Raw genomic sequence first — 22,701 nt, forward strand, 5'->3', positions numbered from 1 at the left:
TGTCGGCTATACTGTCCGGCACTTCAACCCGACCCCACGACGCCATGCTGCCTGCCGATTGCGACAAGCTGATGTCTGCCCCGGCAACGCACCTGGCCGGCGGTGGCGACATGGGAGCGCTGATGCGCGCCTTCGACTGGGAGGCCACGCCGCTGGGCGCGCCCTCGGGATGGCCGAGCGCGCTCAAGACCACGCTGCGCCTGCTGCTCACCTCGAACCACCCGATGTGCCTCTGGTGGGGGCCGGAACGCATCCAGTTCTACAACGACGCCTTCCGCGCCACGCTGGACGCGCAGCGCCACCCGGCCGCCCTGGGCCAGCCCGGACCCGATTGCTGGCAGGAGGCCTGGCCGATCATCGGACCGCAGATCGCGCAGGTGATGCAAGGCGGCGCCACCGGGAACGAACACCGGCCGGCGCCGCCGGTGCCGCCGGCGCCCGAAGGCGCGCTGGCGGAGGTCTGGCGGACCTGTGGTTTCAGCCCGGTCGAGGACGACGGCGGCGTACGCGGCGTGCTGGCGATCTGCAACGATGTCACCGAGGAGCACCGCAACCGCGTCGCGCTGCAGGACATGAACCGCAGCCTCGAGGAAGAGGTCGCCCGGCGCCGGGGCGCCCAGGCGGAACTGGCGGCGGCCAAGATGCGCAGCGACCTGGCGCTGGCCGTTTCCGAGCACCAGCTGGCGCGCCAGCTCGACGACTGGCAGCAGCTGCACGCAATGAGCGAGCGCCTGCTGGAGGCCGGCACCCTCGCGCAGCAGTTCGACATCGTCCTGCGCACGGTGACCGGCCTGCACGGCGTGCACCAGGGCGCGATTTCGCTCTACGATGCCGACGCCGGCGGCCTGGCAGTGCAGGCCAGCCAGGGCATCGACGCCGACGGCCTGGCGGCCCTGTGCTGCGTGCCTGCGGGGGCGGGCGCGTGCGGCACCGCCTTTGCGGAAAAGCGGCGGATCGTGGTCGCCGATACCGCGACCGATCCGCTGTACGCGCACTACCGCGGGTTCGCACGACGCCAGCACATCGGCGCCTTGTACAGCACGCCGTTCTTCGGCAGCGACGGCAGCACCCTGGGCGTGATCAGCATTTACTTTTGCGAACAGCGCGTGCCGGACGAGCGCGAGATGCAGCTCACCGACATCTGCGCGCGCCACGTGGCGCCGATCGTCGAGCGCGAACGCGCCCAGGCGCAGCTGCACCGCGAACAGCAGCGCAGCCACCATATCCTGCAGACCTTGCAGGACGGCTTCCTGCTGATGGACCGCGCGTTCCGGATCCTGCAGATCAATGCCGCCGGCCTGGCCATGGACGGACGCCCGGCCGACCGGATCGTGGGACGCACCCACTGGGAGGCCTGGCCCGGGTCGGAACGCCAGCAATCCGGCCTGCTGTACCAGCGCGTGATGCGCGAGCGGGTCACGGTCGACATGCCGGTCGCCTACGAGCTCAATGGCCAGACCCGCTGGTTCAGCGTGCACGCCTATCCCTACGACGACGGCGTGGCCGTGCTGTACCGCGACGTCACGCGCCAGCGCGAGACCGAGCGCGAGTTGCAGGAGCTCGGCCGCGAGTCGGAGCAGCGCCGCCGCCTGTACGAGACCTTTCTTTCGCACACGCCGGACCTGGCCTACGTGTTCGACCTCGAGCACCGCTTCACCTACGCCAACGAAGTGCTGCTGACGATGTGGGGGCGAACCTGGGACGAGTCGATCGGCAAGACCTGCCTGGAGCTCGGCTACGAACCCTGGCACGCCGAGATGCACGGCCGCGAGATCGAGCAGGTGCGCGCGACCAGGGCGCCGATCAAGGGCGTGGTGCCCTTCAACGGCAGTTTCGGGCGCCGCATGTACGAATACATCTTCGTGCCGGTGATCGGGCCGGACGGCGAGGTCGAGGCGGTGGCCGGCACCACCCGCGACATCACCGAGCGCCTGCAGTCGGAAGAAGCGATCCGCGAGAACGAGGAGCGTTTCCGCTCGCTGATCGCGGCCACCACGCAGGTAGTGTGGCACTGCCGCCCGGACGGCGCGATCGAGGCCGATTCCCCGACCTGGCGCGCCTATACCGGCCAGGATTACGGACAGTTGAAGGGCTTCGGCTGGATCGATGCCATCCATCCCGAGGACCGCGCGCCCACCCTGGCGCAATGGAACGCCTGCGTCGCGCGGCGCACACCCTTCGAAGCCGAGCAGCGCATGCGCACCGCCGACGGCTCCTGGCGCTGGACGGTGACGCGCGCCGTGCCGATCTTCGGCCGCGACGGCGCGATCCGCGAATGGGTGGGCACCAGCACCGACATCCACGACCGCCGCCAGGTCGAGCTGGACCGCCAGCGCTTCGTCTCGCTCGCCGAGCGCAGCGAAGACTTCATCGGCATGGCCGGCCTGGACCTGAAGGTCTTCTTCCTGAACACGGCCGCGGTGCGGATGGTGGGCGCGGAGTCGGTCGAGGAAGCGCTGGCCATGCCGGTGGCCGGCTTCTTCTTTCCAGAGGACCGGGACTTCATCAGCAACGAATTCCTGCCGCGCGTGGCGCGCGAGGGACACAGCGAGACCGAGATCCGGATCCGGCACTTCCGCAGCGGCGAAGCGATCTGGATCATCTACACCGTCTACGTCATCCGCGACCAGCACGGCGTGCCGGAAGGCTATGCCACGGTCAGCCGCAACATCACGGAGCGCAAGCTGGCCGAGGAAAGGCTGCGCCAGGCCACCGTCGACCTGCTCGACGCCAACAACCGCAAGACCCGGTTCCTGGCCACGCTGGCGCACGAGCTGCGCAACCCGCTGGCGCCGCTGCGCACCGGCCTGGACCTGATGCAGCTGCCGGGCAGCAGTCCGCAGGTGCTGGCCAGGGCGCGCACGATGATGGATCGCCAGCTGCGCCAGATGGTGCACCTGATCGACGACCTGATGGACATCGCGCGCATCGACAGCGGCAAGATCGCGCTCAAGCGCGAGCGGGTCGCGCTGCGCCAGCTGGTCACCATCGCGATCGAGGGCGTGATGCCGATGATCGAGGCGTCCGGGCACCGGCTCGAGGTCGACCTGCCGGAACAGGCGCTGTGGCTGGACGCCGATCCGACCCGGCTGGCGCAGGTGCTGACCAACCTGCTCACCAATGCCTGCAAGTACACGCCGCCGGGAGGCATGGTCGCGCTGTCGGCCCGGGCGGACGAGGGCGAGGTGGTGGTGGCGGTGCGCGACAGCGGCATGGGCATTCCGCCGGATGCGCTGGAAAGCGTGTTCGACATGTTCAGCCAGGTGTCGCAGAACATCGGCCGCGCCCAGGGCGGCCTCGGAATCGGCCTGGCGCTGGTGCGCAGCCTGGTGCAGATGCATGGCGGGACCATCGTCGCCGACAGCGCCGGAATGGGGCAGGGCAGCTGCTTCACGCTGCGCCTGCCGCCGGCGCCGTCGCAGGCCGACGGCCCCGAGGCCGGCGCCGACGGCGGGCCGGGCGCCGCGCCGGCAGGCGGCCTGCGCATCCTGGTCGCGGACGACAACGTCGATGCGGCGACCATGCTCGCCGCCGTGCTGGAGGCGCGCGGCCACGGGGTGACGCTGGCGCACGACGGGCACGCGGCGCTGGCGCTGGCACGCGACGCCGGTTTCGAACTGCTGATCCTCGACATCGGCATGCCGGGCCTGTCGGGCTACGAACTGGCGCGCGCGATCCGCAGGCTGCCGCACCTGGACGGTGCGCTGCTGGCCGCCCATACCGGCTGGGGCGCACAGCACGACCGCAGCGAGGCGCGCGCGGCCGGCTTCGACGCCCACCTCACCAAGCCGGCCGGGCTGGAAGAGATCGACGCGCTGCTGGCGCGGCTGGGCACGCCGTCGCGGGCCTGATCCGGGCCGGGCGGAGGATCGACGGGCAACGCGGTCCTGTGGACGCGCACGGCAGCTCCGGGAGCGAGTGGAAGGGAAGCATGGAAAACCGGGTTGTCAGAGCTGCGGCGGCAATTCAGGACCGGCGGCGCAGGCCTGCGCACGATGCGCCAGGTAGATGTCGGACGTCGGGGCATGGGCCGATGGCGCCTGCGCCTGCCGCAACTGCAGGTATTTCGTGGCGGCCTCGCAGTCGCCCAGCGCCGCCCCCTGCCGGAACAGCGCGGCTGCCAGCTGGTCGTCGCCGTGTTGTTCGAGTATCAGCCCATACCGGTAGTAGGCGCCCGGGTGGCGCCACTGCATGGCCTTGCGGTACAGGCTGGCCGCTTCGGCGGGCGCCGCACTGCCTGCGCGGCCCGCCTCGATGAGCATGGCGAGTGCGGCTTCGGCACGCTGCCGGGTGCGCGCGAACAGTTCCTCGTACGCCGCCTGTGCCTGTTTCGCTTCGCCGGACACCCACACATACTGCGTCTTGAGCCAGCCGGTCGGCGCCTGGCCCGTGGCAAGCACCGCGTGGAATACGCAGCGGCGGATGCCGGCAAGAGCCGCCTCGTCCAGGTCGGCCCTGCCGCTGGAGGCGAGCACCCGGGCATCGGTGACGAGCCCCTGTTCGCCGATCTGCACTTCGACCGTGGTCACGCCGCCGCCACCATGCGCCGGGCAGCCGCTGGCCAATGGGGACGCGGGCAGGCATTCAGGTCGATCGTCATCACCTGCTGGGTGTCCTGGGCACGTGCTGCCCGTGCCTGTGCGGGAAGGAGGATGGCCGCACAAGCGGCCAGAAAAAGGATGTGCGCTCTCATCCGGCGAATGTACGCCATCGGGCCGCGCCACACATGCGCGGATTGTCACAAGCTGCCGGATTCTTGACCGGCATCGGCGACGCTGGGCGCAGCGCAGCGCGCAGCCGGAATCGCGGCTTCCCCGGGTTTACTGCGCGGCCGGGGCGCGCTCGATGATCTCCAGCAGCGCTGCCAGATCGGCCGGCTTGACGAAGTGGTGGTCGAAGCCGGCGGACCTGGCCAGCACGCGGTCGTGGGCCTGGCCGTAGCCGGTGAGGGCGACCAGGGTGGCGCCGCGGGCATTGGCGTCCTCGCGCAGGCGGCGCGCCAGGGCGTAGCCGTCGATGTCGGGCAGGCCGATGTCGAGGATGAACACGTCCGGCCAGTCGGCCTGCGCCAGCGCCAGCGCCTGGTGCGAGTCGTGCGCGGTGGCCACCGGATGCCCGAGCGAGCGCAGGACCTCGGCCAGCGACCGCGCCGCATCCACGTTGTCGTCGACCACCAGGATGCGCCGCCCCGTGTCCGCACCGGCCAGGGCCGCCGTGGACGGCTCGCCCGCCGCCGCGCCTGCGCCACTGCCTGCGCCGCTACCGCTGCCGGCGCCGCCGTCCACGGTCGGCAGGGTCACCGTGAACGTGCTGCCCATGCCGAGTCCCGCGCTGTGGGCCGCGACCCGGCCGCCGTGCAGCTGCACCAGGCTGTGTACCAGGGCCAGGCCCAGCCCGAGGCCGCCCTGGGAGCGGTCGGGCGTGCGTTCGGCCTGGGTGAACAGCCCGAACACGTGCGGCAGCATGGCGCGATCGATGCCGATCCCGTTGTCGCGCACCGTGATCGTCACGCTGGCGGCGTCGGTCTCGACCGAGAGCGCGATGGTGCCGCCCTGGGCGGTGTACTTGGCCGCGTTGTTGAGCAGGTTGACGACGACCTGCACCAGCCGGATGCGGTCGCCCTGCACCCAGCAGCGCTGCGACACCATGTGCTGGTCGAGCGCATGGCCGCGCGCCTCGATCAGCGGGCGCGCCTGCTCGACCGCGCTGGCCACCACCGACTTGATGTCGACCCGTTCCTGTTCCAGCTCCACCAGGCCGCGGGTCACGCGCGAGACGTCGAGCAGGTCGTCCACCAGCGAGGTCATGTGGCGCACCTGGCGGATGATCACCTCGCTCGACTGGCGCACCCGCTGCGGGTCCAGGCTGGTCATGGCCAGCAGCTGGGCCGCGTTGCTGATCGGCGCGAGCGGGTTGCGCAGCTCGTGCGCCAGCATCGCCAGGAACTCGTCCTTGCGGCGCGCCTGCGCCAGCAGCTCTTCGGCGCCGGTCTTCTGGTCGTGGATGTCGGTCAGGGTGCCCATCCAGCGGGTGGCCCTGCCGGCCGCGTCGAGCGAAGGCAGGGCGCGGTTGAGCACCCAGCGGTATCCCTGTGCATGGTGGACCAGGCGGTGCTCGATCTCGAACGGCTCGCCGGTGGCCAGGCTGCGGCGCCAGCGCTCGTTCAATGGCGGCAGGTCGTCCGGATGGACCACGTCGACCCAGCCGTTGCCGCGGATGCGTTCTTCCGGCACGCCGGTGAATTCCTCCCAGCGGGTATTCAGGTAGTCGTTCAGGCCGCCGGCGTCGGCCGACCAGACCATTTGCGGGATCACGTTGGCGATCAGGCGGAACTTGGCCTCGCTGTCCTTCATCGCGCGTTCGGCCTCGACCTGGGGCGTGATGTCCATGTTGGCGGCCACCGCGCCCACCATGGCGCCGTCGCGGTCGCGGATGGCGGCGGCCTGCACCAGGATGGTGCGGCGCACGCCCGGCGCGCCGAAGGGCTCGATCTCGAACACGCCGCCGGCCTGTTCGCCCCCGCCCAGCACCCGCACGATCGGCCACTCGTGCGCCAGCACGCGCTGGCCGGCGCGCTCCGCGCCGTCCGGCCACCAGCCCTTCCATTCGCCATAATCCTCGACCCGTTCGGCCTGCGGATGCGCGCCCCAGATGCGGCGGTTGGCGGCGTTGGCCAGCTGCAGGCGCCCGGCCGCGTCGGCATAGACGATGCCGACCGGGATCGCGTCGAGCAGCACGTCAAGGCGGCGCGCGCTTTCGTCGGCGCGCAGCGACGCGGCCAGGGCCTGGCGTTCGCTCTCGGCCCTGGCCTGCTCGGCGCGCTTGCGGTCGGTGATGTCCACCGCGATGCCGGCGAAGCGCCGCCCGCCGGTTTCGGGATCGGTGAATACCTTGCCGCGCGCGTTGACCCATGCGTCGGCGCCGGAGCGCTGCGGGATCCGGTATTCGACGTCGTACAGGGACTCGCTGAGGATCGCCCGGTCGATCGCCGCCAGCACGCGCGGGCGGTCTTCCGGATGGATCATGTCGGTGAAGCGCACCAGTTCCGTGCCCTCGCGCGCCAGCGCGGCCTCGACCTGGAACAGGCGCGCGAAGCGTTCGTCGACGTAGGTGGCGGCGGTGTCGAGGTCGTAGGACCAGGTGCCGATGTTGCCGGAAGCTTCGAGCGAGAGCGCCAGGCGCTCCTCCGCTTCCTTGTGGCGGGCCAGCGCGCGCACCCGGTCGGTGACCTCGATTACCGTGCAGATCATCCCGCCGACCGCGCCGCGCTCGTCGCGCACCGGGCTGTACGAAAAGGTGAACCAGGCCTGTTCGCGGTAACCGTGGCGTTCCACCGTGGTGCCGAAGTTCTCGAAGACGAAGGATTCGCCCTCGAGCACGCGGCGGGCGTAGGGGCCGACCAGGTCCCATACCTCGCTCCAGACCTCGGGCATCGGCTGCCCCAGTGCGCCGGCCTCCTTGTTGCCGAGCAGCGGCACGTAGGCGTCGTTGTAGAACAGGTCGAAGCGCGGTCCCCAGGCCAGGAAGGTGGGGAAGGACAGGCCGAGCACCATGCCGAGCGCGGTGCGCAGCGCCGCCGGCCAGGAAGGAATCGGCCCGAGCGGATGCGCGTGCCAGTCGTGGGCGTGGATCCGGGCGCCGGTGGCGCCGCCGTTCGACAGGAAGGCAAGCATGGGTTCAGGGGGCGTCACGGCAGGTCCAGCTTGCGAAAAGAATAATTCTACTGAAAAACGGGAGCGCCGTGCGGAACACGACGCTGCGGTGCGGCGGCGGGCGCAGCGGCGCCGCGCCGCGCACTGCTGACCTGCCGCAAACGCGCATGGGCAGGTAACGGCGGCGAGATCCGGCGCGCCAACTGCACGACCGCGCCGCCATGGCCGCGCTGCGCGTGCGCGTCTGGCAGGTGCGCGAGGCGTTCTGCTTCGACCCGCACGCGCCCGGGCTGATCGCGTTCTTCGAGCGCGCCGTCGCCCACGCCAACCGGCACGGGCGTGCGCAGCCGCGTGTCAGGATACCCGCCCCCGGCACGGCGGGCAGGCCGGGGCCAGCGCATCATTGCCAGCCGAGCAGGTCGGCGCGCGGATAGCCCCAGTCCGCCAGCGGCGCAGGGCAGGGCGCGGCCGCGCGGGCGGCATACGGCAGGCTCGAGAAATTGGGCTGGTCCGGCGCGCCGAAGCGAATATCCGTGGCCACACCGCCGACCAGCGAGGGCACGCGGGCGAAGCGCAGCCAGGCGTCGAAATGGCAATTGGTCCGTTGCAGCGTCCGGAATGCTGCCAGGCTGCGGGTCTCGGCGTATTTCCATGCCAGCGCAGCGCCTGGCCTGTCCAGGCTTGCCGTCGCCGTGGCGGCGCCTGGCCCGGCAGCGCTGTCCGGCACTCCGCCGAAGCGCGCCGGGCAGGCCCAGACCGGGCTCATGCCGGGCGCCAGGCTCAGCACGCCGACCCGCACCCCGTAGCTGCCGGCCGCCGGGCCTTCGCTGACCGTGGCGAAAGCCCAGCACAGGGGATTGGCCGGGAACGAGGACAGCGGAATGTCGAGCACCCGGCTGCCCGGCGCCAGTTGCGCCAGCGCCGCGCGCACCTGGCCGCGCGCGAAATGCCCGGCGACGGCCTGTACCCCGACGAAGCCGGCGCAGGCCAGCAGCGCCGCCGCCAGCCCGGCGCGCGCGCCCAGGCGCCGGCTGGCGGCGGCGACGCCCAGCGCCACCGCGCCCAGCAGGGCCAGCGAACCCCATTGCAGGAAGTCCATCCAGGTGAACAGCACGGGCATGGCCGCAAAGAAGGCCATGCCCAGCCAGCGCATGGCACGGCTGCGCGCCGCCAGGGCCAGGGCGAAGCCGAGCGCGGTCCAGAACAGCGGTTCGACGATGAACACCAGGTCGCCGTACAGCCAGCGCGAATCGAAGGGATGGAAGGGGTGGACGCCGTACACGTTGAGGGCGTCGAAGGACAGGTGCAGCAGCATGCCGAGCACGGCGGTGACAACGACTGCCCGGCGCGCGCCGCGGTCCTCCCGCAGCAGCCTGCGCGCGCCCGGCCACAGCAGCCAGGTCAGGGCCAGCAGCAAGGCCACCTGCGGCAGCGCGTACAGCAGGGTGTGCGTGTGGCCGCGGTGGTGGATCAGGTAGCCCAGCGGGGACGGCAGCAGCGGCGTGAGCACCAGGTCGAGGTCGGGAAAATTACTGGCCAGCAGGCCGGTGAGCAGCAGGGCGCGGCGCCGGGTCGCGCCGCGGGCCGGGTCGGCTGCCGCGGGCTGGGCGCGCTCGACCAGCTCTCCCAGCGCCAGGCCGACGAGCGAGTGCGTCATATTGTCCATATTCGAAGCTTACACCAATGGCAACATGTAACGAAGAGCAAGGGATTTCTTCGGGTAATGCAGGGCTTTCTGACAAATTTGATGCAGGTCAAAAAAATTGACAGGACCGCTGCTTAGAATCGTGCGGTAAAATTTGCCGTTGGGCAACTAGGAGAAGCGTCGTGAGAAGTAACCTGCCGGTCACCGGCATCGAATACCTGTTAAAAGAAGGCCAGTCCATTGTCTCGAAGACCGACACCAAGGGCCGAATCACCTACGTGAACCCGAGTTTCGTCGAAGTCAGCGGTTTCGAGGAGCACGAGCTGCTCGGCAAGGCACACAATATGGTGCGCCATCCGGACATGCCGCCCGAGGCCTTCGCCGACCTGTGGGCCACGCTGCAGTCCGGCGAGCCGTGGACCGGCCTGGTCAAGAACCGGCGCAAGAACGGCGACTTCTATTGGGTGGTGGCGAACGTGGTGCCGATCAAGCAGGGCGGGCACGTGAGCGGTTACATGTCGGTGCGTACCGCGCCCACCCGCGAGCAGGTGGCGGCGGCGAGCGAGTTGTACCGCAAGTTCCGGGCCGGCGAAGCGCGCGGCCTGACGATCCGCCGCGGCGCCGTGGCGCACCTCGGCTGGCGCGCCCGCCTGGATGGGCTGCGCAACCTGTCGCTGTCGCGCCGCCTCGCCATCCTGATGGGCGGCCAGGCGGCCCTGGTGGCGGGCCTCGGCATCGCCGCCGACGGCCTGGCCTGGCAAGTGCTGGCCGGGGCCGGCGTGCTGGCGACGCTGGCGGCCTGGGCCGAGCTGCAGCGCAGCATCGCCCGTCCCCTGCACCAAGCCACCGCCGCCGTCTACGCGCTGGCCGGCGGCGACCTGGCCCATCCCTGCGAAGCGGGCGACGCTGGACGCAACGACGAGATCGGACGGCTGCAGCTGGCGCTGCGCCAGCTGAACGTCAACCTGAAGGCGATCGTCGGCGACGTCCGCCGCAACGTCGCCTCGATCGAGCATGCGACCCGCGAGATCGCTTCCGGCAACGGCGACCTGGCCAGCCGCACCGAGGCCCAGGCCGCCAGCCTGGAGCAGACCGCCAGCAGCCTGGCGCAGATCGCGGCGGCGGCCGGCCAGAACACCGACAGCGCGGTGCGCGCCGACGGGCTGGTGGTGGCGGCGTCCGGCGTGGCGGGACGCGGCGGCCAGGCGGTCGGGCGGGTGGGCGACACCATGCAGCGGATCAGCACCTCGGCCACCCGGATCGTGGACATCATCGGCCTGATCGACGGCATCGCCTTCCAGACCAACATCCTGGCGCTGAATGCCGCGGTGGAGGCGGCCAGGGCCGGCGAACAGGGGCGCGGCTTCGCCGTGGTTGCGGGCGAGGTGCGCAGCCTGGCGCAGCGCTCGGCCGCCGCCGCCAAGGAGATCAAGGCCCTGATCGAAGCCTCGGTGCAGCAGGTCGGCGAGGGCAATGTGCTGGTCGACGACGCCGGCCAGACCATGCGCGAAGTGGTGGACGCGGTGCGCGAGGCGGCGGCGATCATGGGCGACATCACCGGCGCCAGCCGCGAGCAGGGCAGCGGCATCGCCGAGGTCAATGCGGCCATGACCCGGCTCGACCTCATTACGCGCGAGAACGCCGCCCTGGTCGAGGAGTCGGCAAATGCCTCGGCCAGCGTGGCCGACGAGGCCCACCAGCTGGTGCAGGCGCTGTCGGTGTTCCAGTTCGAGGAGCGCGCCCTGGTCCGCCGCTGAAGGCAGCGTTCGCGTCTGGATAGACTCCACCGTATTTGATGCAAGTCAAGGATTTAGGCGACGCTGATCAATAAACTGCCTGCTATTCGAGCCGGTTTGCATTACCGCAAACCGGCAGCAGCAGGAGCAAATTGACATGCACGCAACAGCGTTTCCGGCCATGGGCAAGACCGTGGTTCCAATCCAGGCCCATCCGGCAACCGACCCGGCGGCCGCACATTCCGCCATTCCCACCGTCGAGGTCGACACCGACCTGCTCAAGCGGCTCGGCAAGAACGGCCCGCGCTATACCTCCTATCCGACCGCCGACCGTTTCAGCGAGGAATTCGGCTACCGCGACTACCTGCACGCCGTGGCCGGCCTGCTGACCCGCGGCGGCGCCCGCCCGCTGTCGCTGTACCTGCACATCCCGTTCTGCGACACGGTCTGCTACTACTGCGCCTGCAACAAGATCGTCACCAAGCGCCGCGACAAGGCCGCCACCTACCTGTCCTACCTGAAGCGCGAGATCGCCATGCAGGCCGCCCTGTTCGGCGGCATGAACGAGGTCGAGCAGCTGCACTTCGGCGGCGGCACCCCGACCTACCTGTCGGACGCGCAGATGGACGACCTGATGGCCCACCTGCGCCGCAGCTTCCGCTTCGCGCCCGACGAACAGGGCGAATACTCGATCGAGGTCGATCCGCGCACGGTCTCGCCGGAACGCGTGCATACCCTGCGCCGCCAGGGCTTCAACCGCATCAGCCTGGGCGTGCAGGACTTCGACCCCGAGGTGCAGCGCGCCGTCAACCGCGTCCAGCCCGAGCTTGAGACCCGCGCGGTGATCGACGCCGCGCGCGCCGCCGGTTTCCGCTCGGTGAGCATCGACCTGATCTACGGCCTGCCGAAGCAGACCCTGGAGACGATGCGGCAGACCCTCGACAAGGTGGTCGCGGCCGGCCCGGACCGCATCGCCGTCTACCACTACGCCCACATGCCGCACCTGTTCAAGCCGCAGCGCCGCATCGTCGAAGCCGACATGCCGTCCAGCGACACCAAGCTGCAGATGCTCCAGCTGTGCATCGAGCGCCTGGGCGCGGCCGGCTACGTGTACATCGGCATGGACCATTTCGCCCGACCCGACGACGATCTCGCCGTGGCCCAGCGCCACGGCCACCTGCACCGCAACTTCCAGGGCTACTCGACCCATGCCGACACCGACCTGGTGGCCTGCGGCGTGTCGGCCATCGGCTCGGTGGGCGCCACCTACAGCCAGAACGTCAAGACCCTCGAGGAATACTACGACCTGCTCGACCAGAACGAGCTGCCGGTGGCGCGCGGCATCCGCCTCGGCATGGACGACGCGCTGCGCCGCAGCCTGATCCAGAAGCTGATGTGCCAGTTCGAGGTGTCGATCCCGGCGCTGGAGCAGGCCTTTCCGATCGTGTTCAAGGATTACTTCGCCGCCGAGCTGGCGCAGCTGCGCCAGCTGGAAGCGGACGGCCTGGTGACCGTCGGCCCGGAATGGCTGACCGTGACCATGAAAGGGCGGCTCCTGATCCGCAACGTGTGCATGGTGTTCGACCGCTACCTGGCGGCGGCCCGCGCGGCCGGTCCGCGGCATTCGCAGACCGTATGAACGTCAGTTTGTTCCCGGTGTTCCTGGTCGGCCTGGCCGGCAGCGTCCATTGCGCCGGCATGTGCGGCGGCATCGTGGGCGCGCTGTCGGTCGCGCGCGGCCCGGTCGCGGCGCCCGCCTTCCCCGTGCCGGTGCGCACGGTCCCGGTGCGCTCGCTGGCGCCGGTGGCGCACGTCGCCGCCTACAACGCCGGGCGCATCGCCAGCTACGCCACCGCCGGCGCCCTGGCGGGCGGGCTCGCCGGCAGCGTCGCCGGCCTGGCCAGCTTGCCGGCGCTGCAGTCCGGCGCCTATGTGCTGGCCAACCTGATGCTGGTGGCGCTGGGACTGTACCTGATGGATGCCTGGCGCGGCCTGGCGGTGCTGGAGCAGGGCGGGCAGGCGCTGTGGCGCCATGTCAGCCCGCTGCTGCGCCGGCTCGGTCCCGGCACCACGCCGGGGCGCATGTTCGCGGCCGGCGCGCTGTGGGGCTGGCTGCCCTGCGGGATGGTGTACAGCATGCTGGTGACGGCCATGCTGAGTGGTTCCGCGCTGGGCGGCGCCGGGGTGATGCTGGCCTTCGGGCTCGGCACGCTGCCGATGCTGGCGGCGATCGGGCTGGCCGGCGTGAAGCTGCGCTCGCTGTTCCGGATGCACCGGGTGCGCCTGGTATGCGGCCTGGTGATCCTCGCGTTCGGCCTGCTCGGCCTGGCGCGCGTCGCCGGGGGCTCGGCCGCCGGCGTTCCGGCGCACTGGATCGACGTGCTGTGCATCACCCAGGGAGCCGGGGCGTGAGCGCCGTGCTCGCCGCAGCCGCGGCGCCGGGCGCCAAGGGCAATGTCGACCAGGGCGCCGCCGGCGACATGGCGGCGGGCGGCTGCTTCCACTGCGGCGCGCCGGTCCCCAAGGGCAGCCGCTGGCAGGCCCAGGTCGACGGCGCGGCGCGCAGCATGTGCTGCCCCGGCTGCGCCGCCGCAGCCGAGGCCATCGTCGGCGGCGGCTTCGCCGATTACTACCTCGCGCGCACCGAATATGCCGCCTCGGTCGCCGCGGCCGCCACCATGCAGGACGAACCCGAGCTGGCGCTGTTCGACCAGCAGGACCTGCAGGGCGAGGGCAGTTTCTCGATCGAAGGCGTGCGCTGCGGCGCCTGCGTCTGGCTGGTCGAGCGCCGCCTGGGCCAGTTGGCGGGCGTGCAGGAAGTCTCGCTCAACGTCGCCACCGGGCGAGTCTTCGTGCGCTGGGACCCGGCCTTGTGCCGTCCCAGCGCGATCGTGCGCGCGCTGCGCGCGATCGGCTACAACGCGGCTCCGTATGACGTGCAGCGCCACGACCAGGGTCTGGAGCGCGCGCGCCGCCGCCTGTTCCGCCAGCTGTTCGTGGCCGGCCTGGCAATGATGCAGGTGATGATGTATGCGGTGCCGGTCTACCTGGCCGAGGACGGCACCATGGACGCCGACATGCGCGCGCTGATGGGCTGGGCTTCGTTCGCGCTGACCCTGCCGGCCGTGTTCTATTCGGCGCTGCCCTTTTTCGCGGGCGCCTGGCGCGACCTGAGGCGTGGCGTGCCGGGCATGGACGTGCCGGTGGCGCTGGGCATCGCGGCCGCGTTCGCCGGCAGCTGCGTCAGCCTGGTGTCCGGGAAGGGCGACGTCTACTTCGACTCGATCACGATGTTCGTGTTCCTGCTGCTCGGCAGCCGCTACCTCGAACTGAACGCGCGCCGCCGTGCCTCGCAGGCGCTCGATGCCCTGCGCCGCGGGCTGCCGGCGTCGGCGCTGCGCCTGCGCGGCGACCCCGGCCTGCGCGATACCGAGCTGGTGCCGGCCGCGAAGCTGGCGGTCGGCGACCTGGTGCTGGTTACGCCGGCCAAGGCGGTGCCCGCCGACGGCGTGGTGGTGGAAGGCGAGACCGACCTCGACTTTTCCCTGCTGACCGGCGAAAGCCGCACCCGCCGCATGGGTCCGGGCGACCAGCTGCCCGGCGGGGCGGTGAATGCCGGCCAGGCGGTGGTGCTGCGGGTCACCTCGGTGGCACGCGACAGCACGCTGGCGATGCTGGTGCGCCTGGTCGAGCGGGCCGGCCTCGGCAAGCCGGCCATGGCCCTGTGGGCCGACCGCGTCGCCGCCTGGTTCGTGCTCGGCCTGCTGCTGCTCACCGTGGCGGTCTACCTGGCCTGGAGCACGGTCGACGAGACTCGCGCCTGGCACGCCGCGGTGGCGGTGCTGGTGGTGTCCTGCCCGTGCGCGCTGTCGCTGGCCACGCCGACCGCGCTGGCGGCGGCTACCGACCGCCTGTTGCGGCGCGGCGTGCTGGCGGTCGCCCCGCACACGCTGGAAACCTTCGAACGCGCCACCCACGTGGTGTTCGACAAGACCGGCACGCTGACCCTCGGCCGCGTGGTGCTGCGCCAGGTGGTGCCGGTCGGATCGCTCGACGCCGACCTGTGCCTGCGCATCGGGTCGGCGCTGCAAGGCGAAAACTCCCACCCGGTGGGGATGGCGATCCGCGCCGCGATGCCGGCGCACGGGCTGGCGGCCTGCAAGCTGCGCTCCGAGATCGGCGCCGGTTTCGAGGGCACGATCGACGGCGTCGTGTACCGGATCGGCAGCGCCGACTTCGTGCAGGAACTGGCCGGCGGCATGGTGCGCTCGGCGGCGCCGAGCGGGACCAGCACCACCTGGCTCGCCTGCGAAGGACAATGGCTGGCGCGATTCGACCTGGCCGACGGCCTGCGCGAGGAAGCGCCCGAGGTGGTGCGGCGCTTCCAGCGCGCCGGCAAGACCGTGGTCCTGCTCAGCGGCGACGACCAGGGCGCGGTCAATGCGGTGGCGCGCCAGCTCGGCATCACCAGCGCCTTCGGCGGCCGCCTGCCGGCCGAGAAGCTGGCTTTCGTGCGCGAGCTGCAGCAGGAGGGCGCGGTGGTGGCCATGATCGGCGACGGCAGCAACGATGCCGCGGTCCTGCGCGGCGCCGACGTCTCCTTCGCGATGGGGCGCGGCACCGAGCTGGCCCAGGTGCATGCCGACGGCGTGCTGCTGGGCGACAGCCTGCTGCCGCTGGCCGACGCCGCAGTCACCGCGCGCCGCACCCTGACGATCATCCGCCAGAACCTGATCTGGGCCTCGGTCTACAACCTGGCGGCGATTCCGGCGGCGGCGACCGGACTGCTCAACCCCTGGCTGTCGGGGATCGGCATGGCCGCCAGCTCGGCGATCGTGGTGCTCAACGCCCTGCGCCTGCGCCAGGACTGAAGAAAGGATCGGACATGGAAGCCTTGTATCTGCTCATTCCCCTCAGCGTGATGCTGGTCGCGCTGGCGGTGTGGATCTTCTTCGGGGCGGCGGAAAGCGGCCAGTTCGAGGATCTCGAAGGGCCGGGGATGCGAATTCTGGTCGACGACGATCGTACCGATGCCGATGCCGCATGCGCCGCAGCGCAGCGCAGGGGAGGCGAACGCGTGGGCGCGAGCCAGGACGCGGGATGATCCCGCTCCGGGACGGAGCCTCCCACCCTGCGGCGTAGCGGGCCGGCCGCAGTCGCCGGGTGCGAGCCTACATCGACGGCCCGCGCCCCGTATGCCGGTCTTTCTCGAGCTGCTCCTGGCACCCGATGCACAGGCGCACGGTCGGGGTGGCCAGCAGGCGTGCTTCGGGGATGTCGCAGCCGCACGATTCGCAGATGCCGGCGCCGCCCGATTCGAGCTTGCCGATGGCGACGTCGATCTCGTGCAGCAGGCTTGACTCGTGGTCGGCCAGGTGCTGCTCGTTGTGGCTGATCATCTCGGACTGCGGCGCGTCGTCGCTCTGGCCCTGGTGGGCAAGGGGACCGATGCTGGGGGCTTCGTCATCCTGCGGTCCGGTGCGCGCACGCACGGTGTCGAGCAGGTCTGCGCGCGCCTGGTGCAGTTGCTTGCTCAGTTGTTCGGATACGGATTGCGAGAGAGGCGGCATAGTGTTTTTCCCTGGGAAAAGCCCTTCCGAGTGTGGCGGGCCGTCTGTCGAGAACCTTGATTCGTCTCAAAATCGCATCGTTGATTTTCTGGACCGGCGCCTCGCGCATTCGGCCGCAACACTCCGTTCAGATAGCTCGTCTGATGCTGAACAATTTGATTCACATCAAGGATTTTTGCTTATCAAAAAACGACACTCCTGACTGTCATCCATCAAGGTATTTTCAGGAGAGCATCTTGGACAGCAGTCTAAACTATAACTACAAGATCGTGCGCCAGTTTGCCATCGCGACCGTCGTGTGGGGCGTGATCGGCATGGCGGCCGGCGTCTTCATCGCGGCGCAGCTGGCCTGGCCGGCGCTCAATTTCGATATTCCCTGGCTGAGCTACGGACGCCTGCGTCCGCTGCACACCAATGCGGTCATCTTCGCGTTCGGCATCTGCGGCCTGTTCGCTACTTCCTACTATGTCGTGCAGCGCACCTGCCAGGTGCGGCTGTTCAGCGACAAGCTGGCCAGCTTCACTTTCTGGGGCTGGCAGGCGGTGCTGGTGTCGGCCGCGATCTCGCTGCCGATGGGATTCACCCGCGGCAAGGAATACGCCGAGCTCGAATGGCCGATCGCGATCCTGATCACCATCGTCTGGGTGGCCTACGCGGTGGTGTTCTTCGGCACCATCATCAAGCGCCGCGTCCAGCACATCTACGTGGCCAACTGGTTCTTCGGCGCCTACATCCTGGCGGTCGCCATCCTCCACATCGTCAACGGCGCCGTGATGCCGGTGTCGGCGATGAAGTCGTACTCGGCCTACGCCGGCGTGCAGGACGCCATGATCCAGTGGTGGTACGGCCATAACGCGGTGGGCTTCATCCTGACCGCCGGCTACCTCGGCATGGTCTATTACTTCATTCCGAAGCAGGCCGAGCGCCCGGTGTACTCGTACCGCCTGTCGATCGTGCACTTCTGGGCCCTGATCTTCACCTACATGTGGGCCGGCCCGCACCACCTGCACTACACCGCGCTGCCCGACTGGACCCAGTCGATCGGCATGGTGTTCTCGCTGATCCTGCTGGCGCCGTCGTGGGGCGGCATGATCAACGGGATCATGACCCTGTCGGGCGCCTGGCATAAGCTGCGCTCGGACCCGATCCTGAAGTTCCTGATCGTCTCGCTGTCGTTCTATGGCATGGCCACCTTCGAGGGCCCGATGATGTCGATCAAGACCATCAACTCGCTGTCGCACTACACCGACTGGACCGTCGCCCACGTCCACGCCGGCGCCCTGGGCTGGGTCGGCTTCATCACCATGGGCTCGATCTACTACCTGATCCCGCGCCTGGCCGGTAAAAAGCAGATGTGGAGCATGCAACTGGTCGAGACCCACTTCTGGGTCGCCACCATCGGCATCGTCCTGTACATCGCCTCGATGTGGATCGCCGGCGTGATGCAGGGCCTGATGTGGCGCGCGGTGAACCCGGACGGCACCCTGACCTACACCTTCGCCGAAAGCGTCAAGGCCACCTATCCGTACTACGTGATCCGCTTCACCGGCGGCTTCCTGTACCTGTCGGGCATGCTGCTGATGGCCTTCAATACCTGGAAGACGCTGAGCGGCACCAAGAGCGTGGACGCGACGATCCCGACCGGCCCTGCCAAGCCGCACCTGAATCACGCGCAGCCTGAAGCAGCGCACGCCTGAACCACCGGAGCACACAATGAAAAAGAAGTTTACGCATGAATGGATCGAGAAGAATCCCTGGCTGCTGATCGGCCTGGTGCTGATCGTGATCTCCTTCGGCGGCCTGGTCGAGATCGTGCCGCTGTTCTTCCAGAAGTCCACCACCGAGCCGGTGGCGGGCCTGAAGCCCTACTCGCCGCTGCGCCTGGCCGGCCGCGACGTCTACATCCGCGAAGGCTGCTACAACTGCCACTCGCAGATGATCCGTCCGTTCCGCGCCGAGACCGAGCGCTACGGCCACTATTCGGTGGCGGGCGAATTCGTCTACGACCACCCGTTCCAGTGGGGCTCGAAGCGCACCGGTCCGGACCTGGCCCGCGTGGGCGGCCGCTACAGCGACGAATGGCACCGCACCCACCTCGACAATCCGCGCGACGTGGTGCCGGAATCGAACATGCCGGGCTACCCGTGGCTGGCCAACGCCAAGCTGAATCCGGCCGAGATCATCCCGAAAATGCGCGCCATGCGCCGCCTCGGGGTGCCTTACAGCGAGGCCGAGATCGCTGCCGCACCGGGTGAGGTGAGCGGCAAGAGCGAGCAGGACGCCCTGATTGCCTACCTGCAGGGACTGGGCACCCAGATCAAGACGAGGAATTGAACATGGCACTCCAAAACGCATTAGACGCGGTACGCGTCATTAACATCCTTGACAATGCAAGCAGCGTCATGACGGTGGTCAGCTTCACGACCTTCCTGGGCATCGTCGGCTGGACCTACCTGCTGCGCCGGAACAGCGATTTCGACAAGGCGGCACAGTTGCCGTTCGCCGATGAGAACGAAACCGCAGGGGAGAGCAAACGTGGCTGATTTCTTCAACGATTTCTGGCACTGGTACGTGGCCGTCATCACGGTGCTGTCGATCCTCGGTTGCGCCATCCTGCTGTGGTCGCAGTCGACCTACCGCGTCAAGCTGCGCGCCGACGGCACGCCCGAGAAAACCACCGGCCACGTGTGGGACGAAGACCTGACCGAGCTGAATACCCCGATGCCGCGCTGGTGGATCGTGCTGTTCTGGCTCACCATCGTGTTCGGCTTCGCCTACCTGGCGCTGTATCCGGGCCTGGGCAGCTATGCCGGCAAGCTGGGCTGGAATTCCACCGGCGAATACAAGGCCGAGCTGAAGCAGGCCAAGGCCGAATACGGTCCGCTGTTCGCGAAATACGCGAACCAGGACCTGAAGGCGGTGGCCGCCGATCCGCAGGCCCACGCCATCGGCGAGCGCCTGTTCCTGACCTACTGCGCCCAGTGCCACGGCTCGGATGCGCGCGGCAGCAAGGGCTTCCCGAACCTGACCGACCGCGACTGGCTGCACGGCGGCGAGCCCTCGACCATCAAGCAGACCATCATGCAGGGCCGCGTCGGCAACATGCCGCCGATGGGCGCGGCGCTCGGTTCGGACAAGGACATCGAGAGCGTGGCGCATTACGTGCGCAACCTGTCGGGCCTGACCGCCGACCCGATCAAGGTCGCCTTCGGCAAGCCGAAGTTCGCCGCCTGCGCCGCCTGCCACGGCGCCGAAGGCAAGGGCAATCCTCTGCTCGGTGCGCCGAACCTGGCCGACAAGACCTGGCTCTACGGCGGCAGCCAGGAAACCGTGATGGAAACCATCCGCAAGGGCCGCACCAACACCATGCCGGCCTTCGGCGAATTCCTCGGCGAAGAGAAGGTGCACGTGCTGGCGGCTTACGTATGGAGCCTGTCGAACGACGCCGACACCAAACCGATCGTCACGGCGGCAGCAAAATGAATGCGCCGACTCAGCTGCCACGCGAGGCGGTCATCCGCATGTACGCGGCGCGCGAGGAGATCTACCCGCGCGAAATCAAGGGCCGCTACGCCTCGCTGCGCTGGGCCTGCGTGTGGCTGACGCAGCTGCTGTTCTACGGCCTGCCATGGTTCGAGATGCACGGCCGCCAGGCGGTGCTGTTCGACCTGGCCAGCCGCAAGTTCTACCTGTTCGGCCTGGTGCTGTGGCCGCAGGACTTCATCTACCTGGCGGCGCTGCTGATCCTGTGCGCCTACGGCCTGTTCCTGGTGACGGCGGTGGCGGGCCGGGTGTGGTGCGGCTTCGCCTGCCCGCAGACGGTGTATACCGAGATCTTCCTGTGGATCGAACGCAAGCTCGAAGGCCCGCGCAGCGCCCGCATCCGCCTCGACCGCCAACCCTGGAGCCTGGAAAAGCTCGCCCGCAAGGGCGGCAAGCACGCCGCCTGGGGCCTGGTGGCCTTGTGGACCGGCTTTACCTTCGTCGGCTACTTCACGCCGGTGCGCGAACTGAGCTTCGATGTCGCCAGCTTCGGGCTGGGACCGTGGGAGACCTTCTGGGTGCTGTTCTATGGCTTCGCCACCTACGGCAATGCCGGCTGGCTGCGCGAGCAGGTCTGCAAGTACATGTGCCCGTATGCGCGCTTCCAGAGCGTGATGTTCGACAAGGACACCCTGATCGTCACCTATGACGCCGCACGCGGCGAACCGCGCAATGCGCGCCAGGCGACGGCCGGGGCAGGCGACTGCATCGACTGCAGCATGTGCGTGCAGGTCTGCCCGACCGGGATCGACATCCGCAAGGGCCTGCAGTACGAATGCATCGGCTGCGCCGCCTGCGTGGACGGCTGCAACAGCGTGATGGACAAGGTCGGCAAGCCGCGCGGCCTGATCCGTTACGCCACCGAGAACGCGCTGGCGGCCAGGCTGCCGACCAGCGAGGTGCGGCGCCGCGTGCTGCGCCCGCGCGTGCTGATCTATACCGCCGTGCTGGCGATCCTCGGCACCACCATGGTCGCGTCGCTCGCGCTGCGCAACCCGCTCAAGCTGGACGTGATCCGCGACCGCGGCTCGATGGGGCGCGAAGTGGAAGACGGGATGATCGAGAACGTCTACCGGCTGCAAGTGATGAACACCACCGAAGACGCGCAGCGCCTGCGCATCACGGTGGACGGCATCGCCTCGGCGAAGATCGCGGACGGGGACCTGATCGAGATCGAAGCGGCCACCACGCGTGCGGTGCCGGTGCGGGTGCGCATCGCCGGCGGCGACGGCAAGCCGGGATCGAACCGGATCGCCTTCACCCTGCACTCGCAGGATCGCGCCGCGCTGCAGGTGACCGAAGAAGCGGCATTCATCGTGCCGAAGTAAGAAAGGATAGACACATGCAAGCGAATATGAGCCTCCAGCCGGCCGCCCCCTGGTACCGGCACCGCTGGCCCTGGTTCCTGATGATCGGGCCGGTGCTGGTGCTGGTCGGCGGCGTCGTCATGATCTGGCTGGCCACCAGCCGTCCGGACGCGATGGTGGTGGGCGACTACTACAAGCAGGGCAAGGCGATCAACCAGGAATTGCGGCGCGACCGCGCCGCCAGCCGCCTCGGGCTGCGCTTCGAAGCCGGCTACGATGCCGCCGCCGGGCGCGTCACCGGCACGCTGCTCAGCCATGGCGAGCCGGTGCGCGCACCCTTCCACATCCGCCTCGCCCACCCGACCCAGCCGGAGCGCGACCGCGTCCTGGAAGCCCTGCCGGACGCCCAGGGCCGCTTCGTGGCGCAGGCCCCGGGCCTGGAGGCCACCCATTGGCAGGTGGTGGTGGAAGGCGGCGCGCGCGACTGGCGCCTGGCGCGCAGCTGGAGCTGGCAGCGCGAGCCGGTGCTGGCGATCGCCGCGGATGCGGAAGCGGGGAGCGCCGACGCTCCGTAAAGCGGGCAGCCGGTAGTCGCGCCGCTTGCGCTTACCTTGTCTCCCGTAGCGACCCCTGCGCGCCTGACTGGCGCGCTATTTGCATAATAAATTGCCACAATCAAGTAATTGGTGTGCTACGCTTGATCCACTTGCTTGCCTTGCGAGCGAAGTAGTTGTTTCCGTGCGCGAGCACCGTGGCGGCCATCCGCAAGGGGTTGCCTTACTGGTCAGCTATTTCGTGGACCAGCGTACCCGCCTCAACGCAATCTGGGACCGCAACACCGGCGCCAGCGAGCAGCACTGGACGGTCGACAAGCTCGACGGAAAACGCTATGGCGGCGGGAAGCCGGTGCTGATCCTGGCCGGTCCCAATACCAAGTCGGCCGGCGAAGAATTCGTGTACACGATGCAGGCGCTGAAACGGGCCGCGGTGATCGGCGCGCCGACCTGGGGCGGCGCCCATCCGTCGCGCGCCTATCGCATCGGCGAGCACTTCTATGCCTTCATTCCCGACAAGCGCAGCATCAACCCGGTCACCGGGTCGAACTGGTACGGCGCGGGCGTGATTCCCGATATCGCGGCGGCGCCGGACCAGGCGCTCGCAGTGGCCGAGGCTCGGCTGCAGCGTCGACTCAAGGGCGGCGCCGCGCTTGCCGGCGCCGGCGGGCCGTGAAAGCGCCTCCGGCTGCCG

General features: G+C 69.4%; 18 protein-coding genes. 13 read left to right on the forward strand and 5 right to left on the reverse strand.

Translation table 11 applies throughout. The annotated features are described in order from the left end of the window. Positions 1-44: 44 nt before the first annotated feature. Positions 45-3,851, forward strand: a complete 3,807-nt coding sequence (locus tag AB3347_RS20625) for a PAS domain-containing protein (RefSeq protein ID WP_369093587.1) — start codon at positions 45-47, stop codon at positions 3,849-3,851. A gap of 96 nt (positions 3,852-3,947) precedes the next feature. Here the strand turns inward: AB3347_RS20625 and AB3347_RS20630 are convergent, their stop codons facing one another. From AB3347_RS20630 to AB3347_RS20645, 4 genes are all read right to left on the reverse strand, one after another. Then, positions 3,948-4,529 (reverse strand): energy transducer TonB, encoded by a 582-nt coding sequence (locus tag AB3347_RS20630; protein ID WP_369093588.1) that lies wholly within the window; start codon positions 4,527-4,529, stop codon positions 3,948-3,950. Positions 4,530-4,820: 291 nt separating this feature from the next. Further along, the gene (locus AB3347_RS20635; RefSeq protein WP_369093589.1) at positions 4,821-7,691 is read right to left on the reverse strand and encodes a PAS domain S-box protein; all 2,871 of its coding nucleotides are present in this window, start codon (positions 7,689-7,691) and stop codon (positions 4,821-4,823) included. Positions 7,692-7,720: 29 nt separating this feature from the next. Beyond that, positions 7,721-8,056: a hypothetical protein gene (locus tag AB3347_RS20640; RefSeq protein ID WP_369093590.1), complete on the reverse strand. Its 336-nt coding sequence runs from the start codon at positions 8,054-8,056 to the stop codon at positions 7,721-7,723. Then, positions 8,053-9,309 (reverse strand): metal-dependent hydrolase, encoded by a 1,257-nt coding sequence (locus AB3347_RS20645; protein ID WP_369093591.1) that lies wholly within the window; start codon positions 9,307-9,309, stop codon positions 8,053-8,055. Before AB3347_RS20645 ends, AB3347_RS20640 begins: the two co-directional genes overlap by 4 nt. 170 nt (positions 9,310-9,479) lie before the next feature. Here AB3347_RS20645 and AB3347_RS20650 point away from each other — a divergent pair, with 170 nt between their 5' ends. From AB3347_RS20650 to ccoS, 5 genes are all read left to right on the forward strand, one after another. After that, positions 9,480-11,054: a methyl-accepting chemotaxis protein gene (locus AB3347_RS20650; protein WP_369093592.1), complete on the forward strand. Its 1,575-nt coding sequence runs from the start codon at positions 9,480-9,482 to the stop codon at positions 11,052-11,054. A 160-nt stretch (positions 11,055-11,214) separates the two neighbouring features. Next, the gene (gene hemN, locus AB3347_RS20655; RefSeq protein ID WP_369093614.1) at positions 11,215-12,672 is read left to right on the forward strand and encodes an oxygen-independent coproporphyrinogen III oxidase; all 1,458 of its coding nucleotides are present in this window, start codon (positions 11,215-11,217) and stop codon (positions 12,670-12,672) included. Then, a complete protein-coding gene (locus AB3347_RS20660) occupies positions 12,669-13,445 on the forward strand; it encodes a sulfite exporter TauE/SafE family protein (RefSeq protein ID WP_369093593.1) in 777 nt (258 codons plus the stop codon). Before hemN ends, AB3347_RS20660 begins: the two co-directional genes overlap by 4 nt. Next, complete coding sequence (locus tag AB3347_RS20665; RefSeq protein WP_369093594.1) at positions 13,442-15,904, forward strand: heavy metal translocating P-type ATPase; 2,463 nt, start codon at positions 13,442-13,444, stop codon at positions 15,902-15,904. Before AB3347_RS20660 ends, AB3347_RS20665 begins: the two co-directional genes overlap by 4 nt. Before the next feature lie 14 nt (positions 15,905-15,918). After that, positions 15,919-16,137, forward strand: coding sequence for a cbb3-type cytochrome oxidase assembly protein CcoS (ccoS, locus tag AB3347_RS20670; protein WP_369093595.1), 219 nt, complete (start codon positions 15,919-15,921; stop codon positions 16,135-16,137). Positions 16,138-16,204: 67 nt separating this feature from the next. Here ccoS and AB3347_RS20675 read toward each other — a convergent pair whose 3' ends face one another. After that, a complete protein-coding gene (locus tag AB3347_RS20675) occupies positions 16,205-16,603 on the reverse strand; it encodes a TraR/DksA family transcriptional regulator (protein WP_369093596.1) in 399 nt (132 codons plus the stop codon). 236 nt (positions 16,604-16,839) lie between these two features. Between AB3347_RS20675 and ccoN the strand changes: the two genes are divergently transcribed. From ccoN to AB3347_RS20710, 7 genes are all read left to right on the forward strand, one after another. Further along, positions 16,840-18,300 carry a cytochrome-c oxidase, cbb3-type subunit I gene (ccoN, locus tag AB3347_RS20680; protein WP_369093597.1) on the forward strand — a complete coding sequence of 487 codons (1,461 nt, stop codon included), beginning with the start codon at positions 16,840-16,842 and terminating at the stop codon, positions 18,298-18,300. Positions 18,301-18,316: 16 nt separating this feature from the next. Next, the gene (ccoO, locus tag AB3347_RS20685; protein WP_369093598.1) at positions 18,317-18,937 is read left to right on the forward strand and encodes a cytochrome-c oxidase, cbb3-type subunit II; all 621 of its coding nucleotides are present in this window, start codon (positions 18,317-18,319) and stop codon (positions 18,935-18,937) included. Between the two features lie 2 nt (positions 18,938-18,939). Further along, on the forward strand, positions 18,940-19,146 hold the full coding sequence (locus tag AB3347_RS20690) for a cbb3-type cytochrome oxidase subunit 3 (protein WP_369093599.1): 207 nt from the start codon (positions 18,940-18,942) through the stop codon (positions 19,144-19,146). Then, the gene (ccoP, locus tag AB3347_RS20695) at positions 19,139-20,086 is read left to right on the forward strand and encodes a cytochrome-c oxidase, cbb3-type subunit III (RefSeq protein WP_369093600.1); all 948 of its coding nucleotides are present in this window, start codon (positions 19,139-19,141) and stop codon (positions 20,084-20,086) included. Before AB3347_RS20690 ends, ccoP begins: the two co-directional genes overlap by 8 nt. Beyond that, positions 20,083-21,474, forward strand: coding sequence for a cytochrome c oxidase accessory protein CcoG (gene ccoG, locus AB3347_RS20700; RefSeq protein ID WP_369093601.1), 1,392 nt, complete (start codon positions 20,083-20,085; stop codon positions 21,472-21,474). Before ccoP ends, ccoG begins: the two co-directional genes overlap by 4 nt. A 14-nt stretch (positions 21,475-21,488) precedes the next feature. Further along, complete coding sequence (locus AB3347_RS20705) at positions 21,489-22,028, forward strand: FixH family protein (RefSeq protein WP_369093602.1); 540 nt, start codon at positions 21,489-21,491, stop codon at positions 22,026-22,028. A gap of 91 nt (positions 22,029-22,119) precedes the next feature. Beyond that, entirely contained in the window at positions 22,120-22,683 is a 564-nt protein-coding gene (locus tag AB3347_RS20710) for a S41 family peptidase (RefSeq protein WP_369093615.1), read from the forward strand. Positions 22,684-22,701: the final 18 nt, after the last annotated feature.

The sequence above is a fragment of the Massilia sp. X63 genome (genome assembly GCF_041023745.1).
Taxonomy (GTDB): domain Bacteria; phylum Pseudomonadota; class Gammaproteobacteria; order Burkholderiales; family Burkholderiaceae_D; genus Telluria.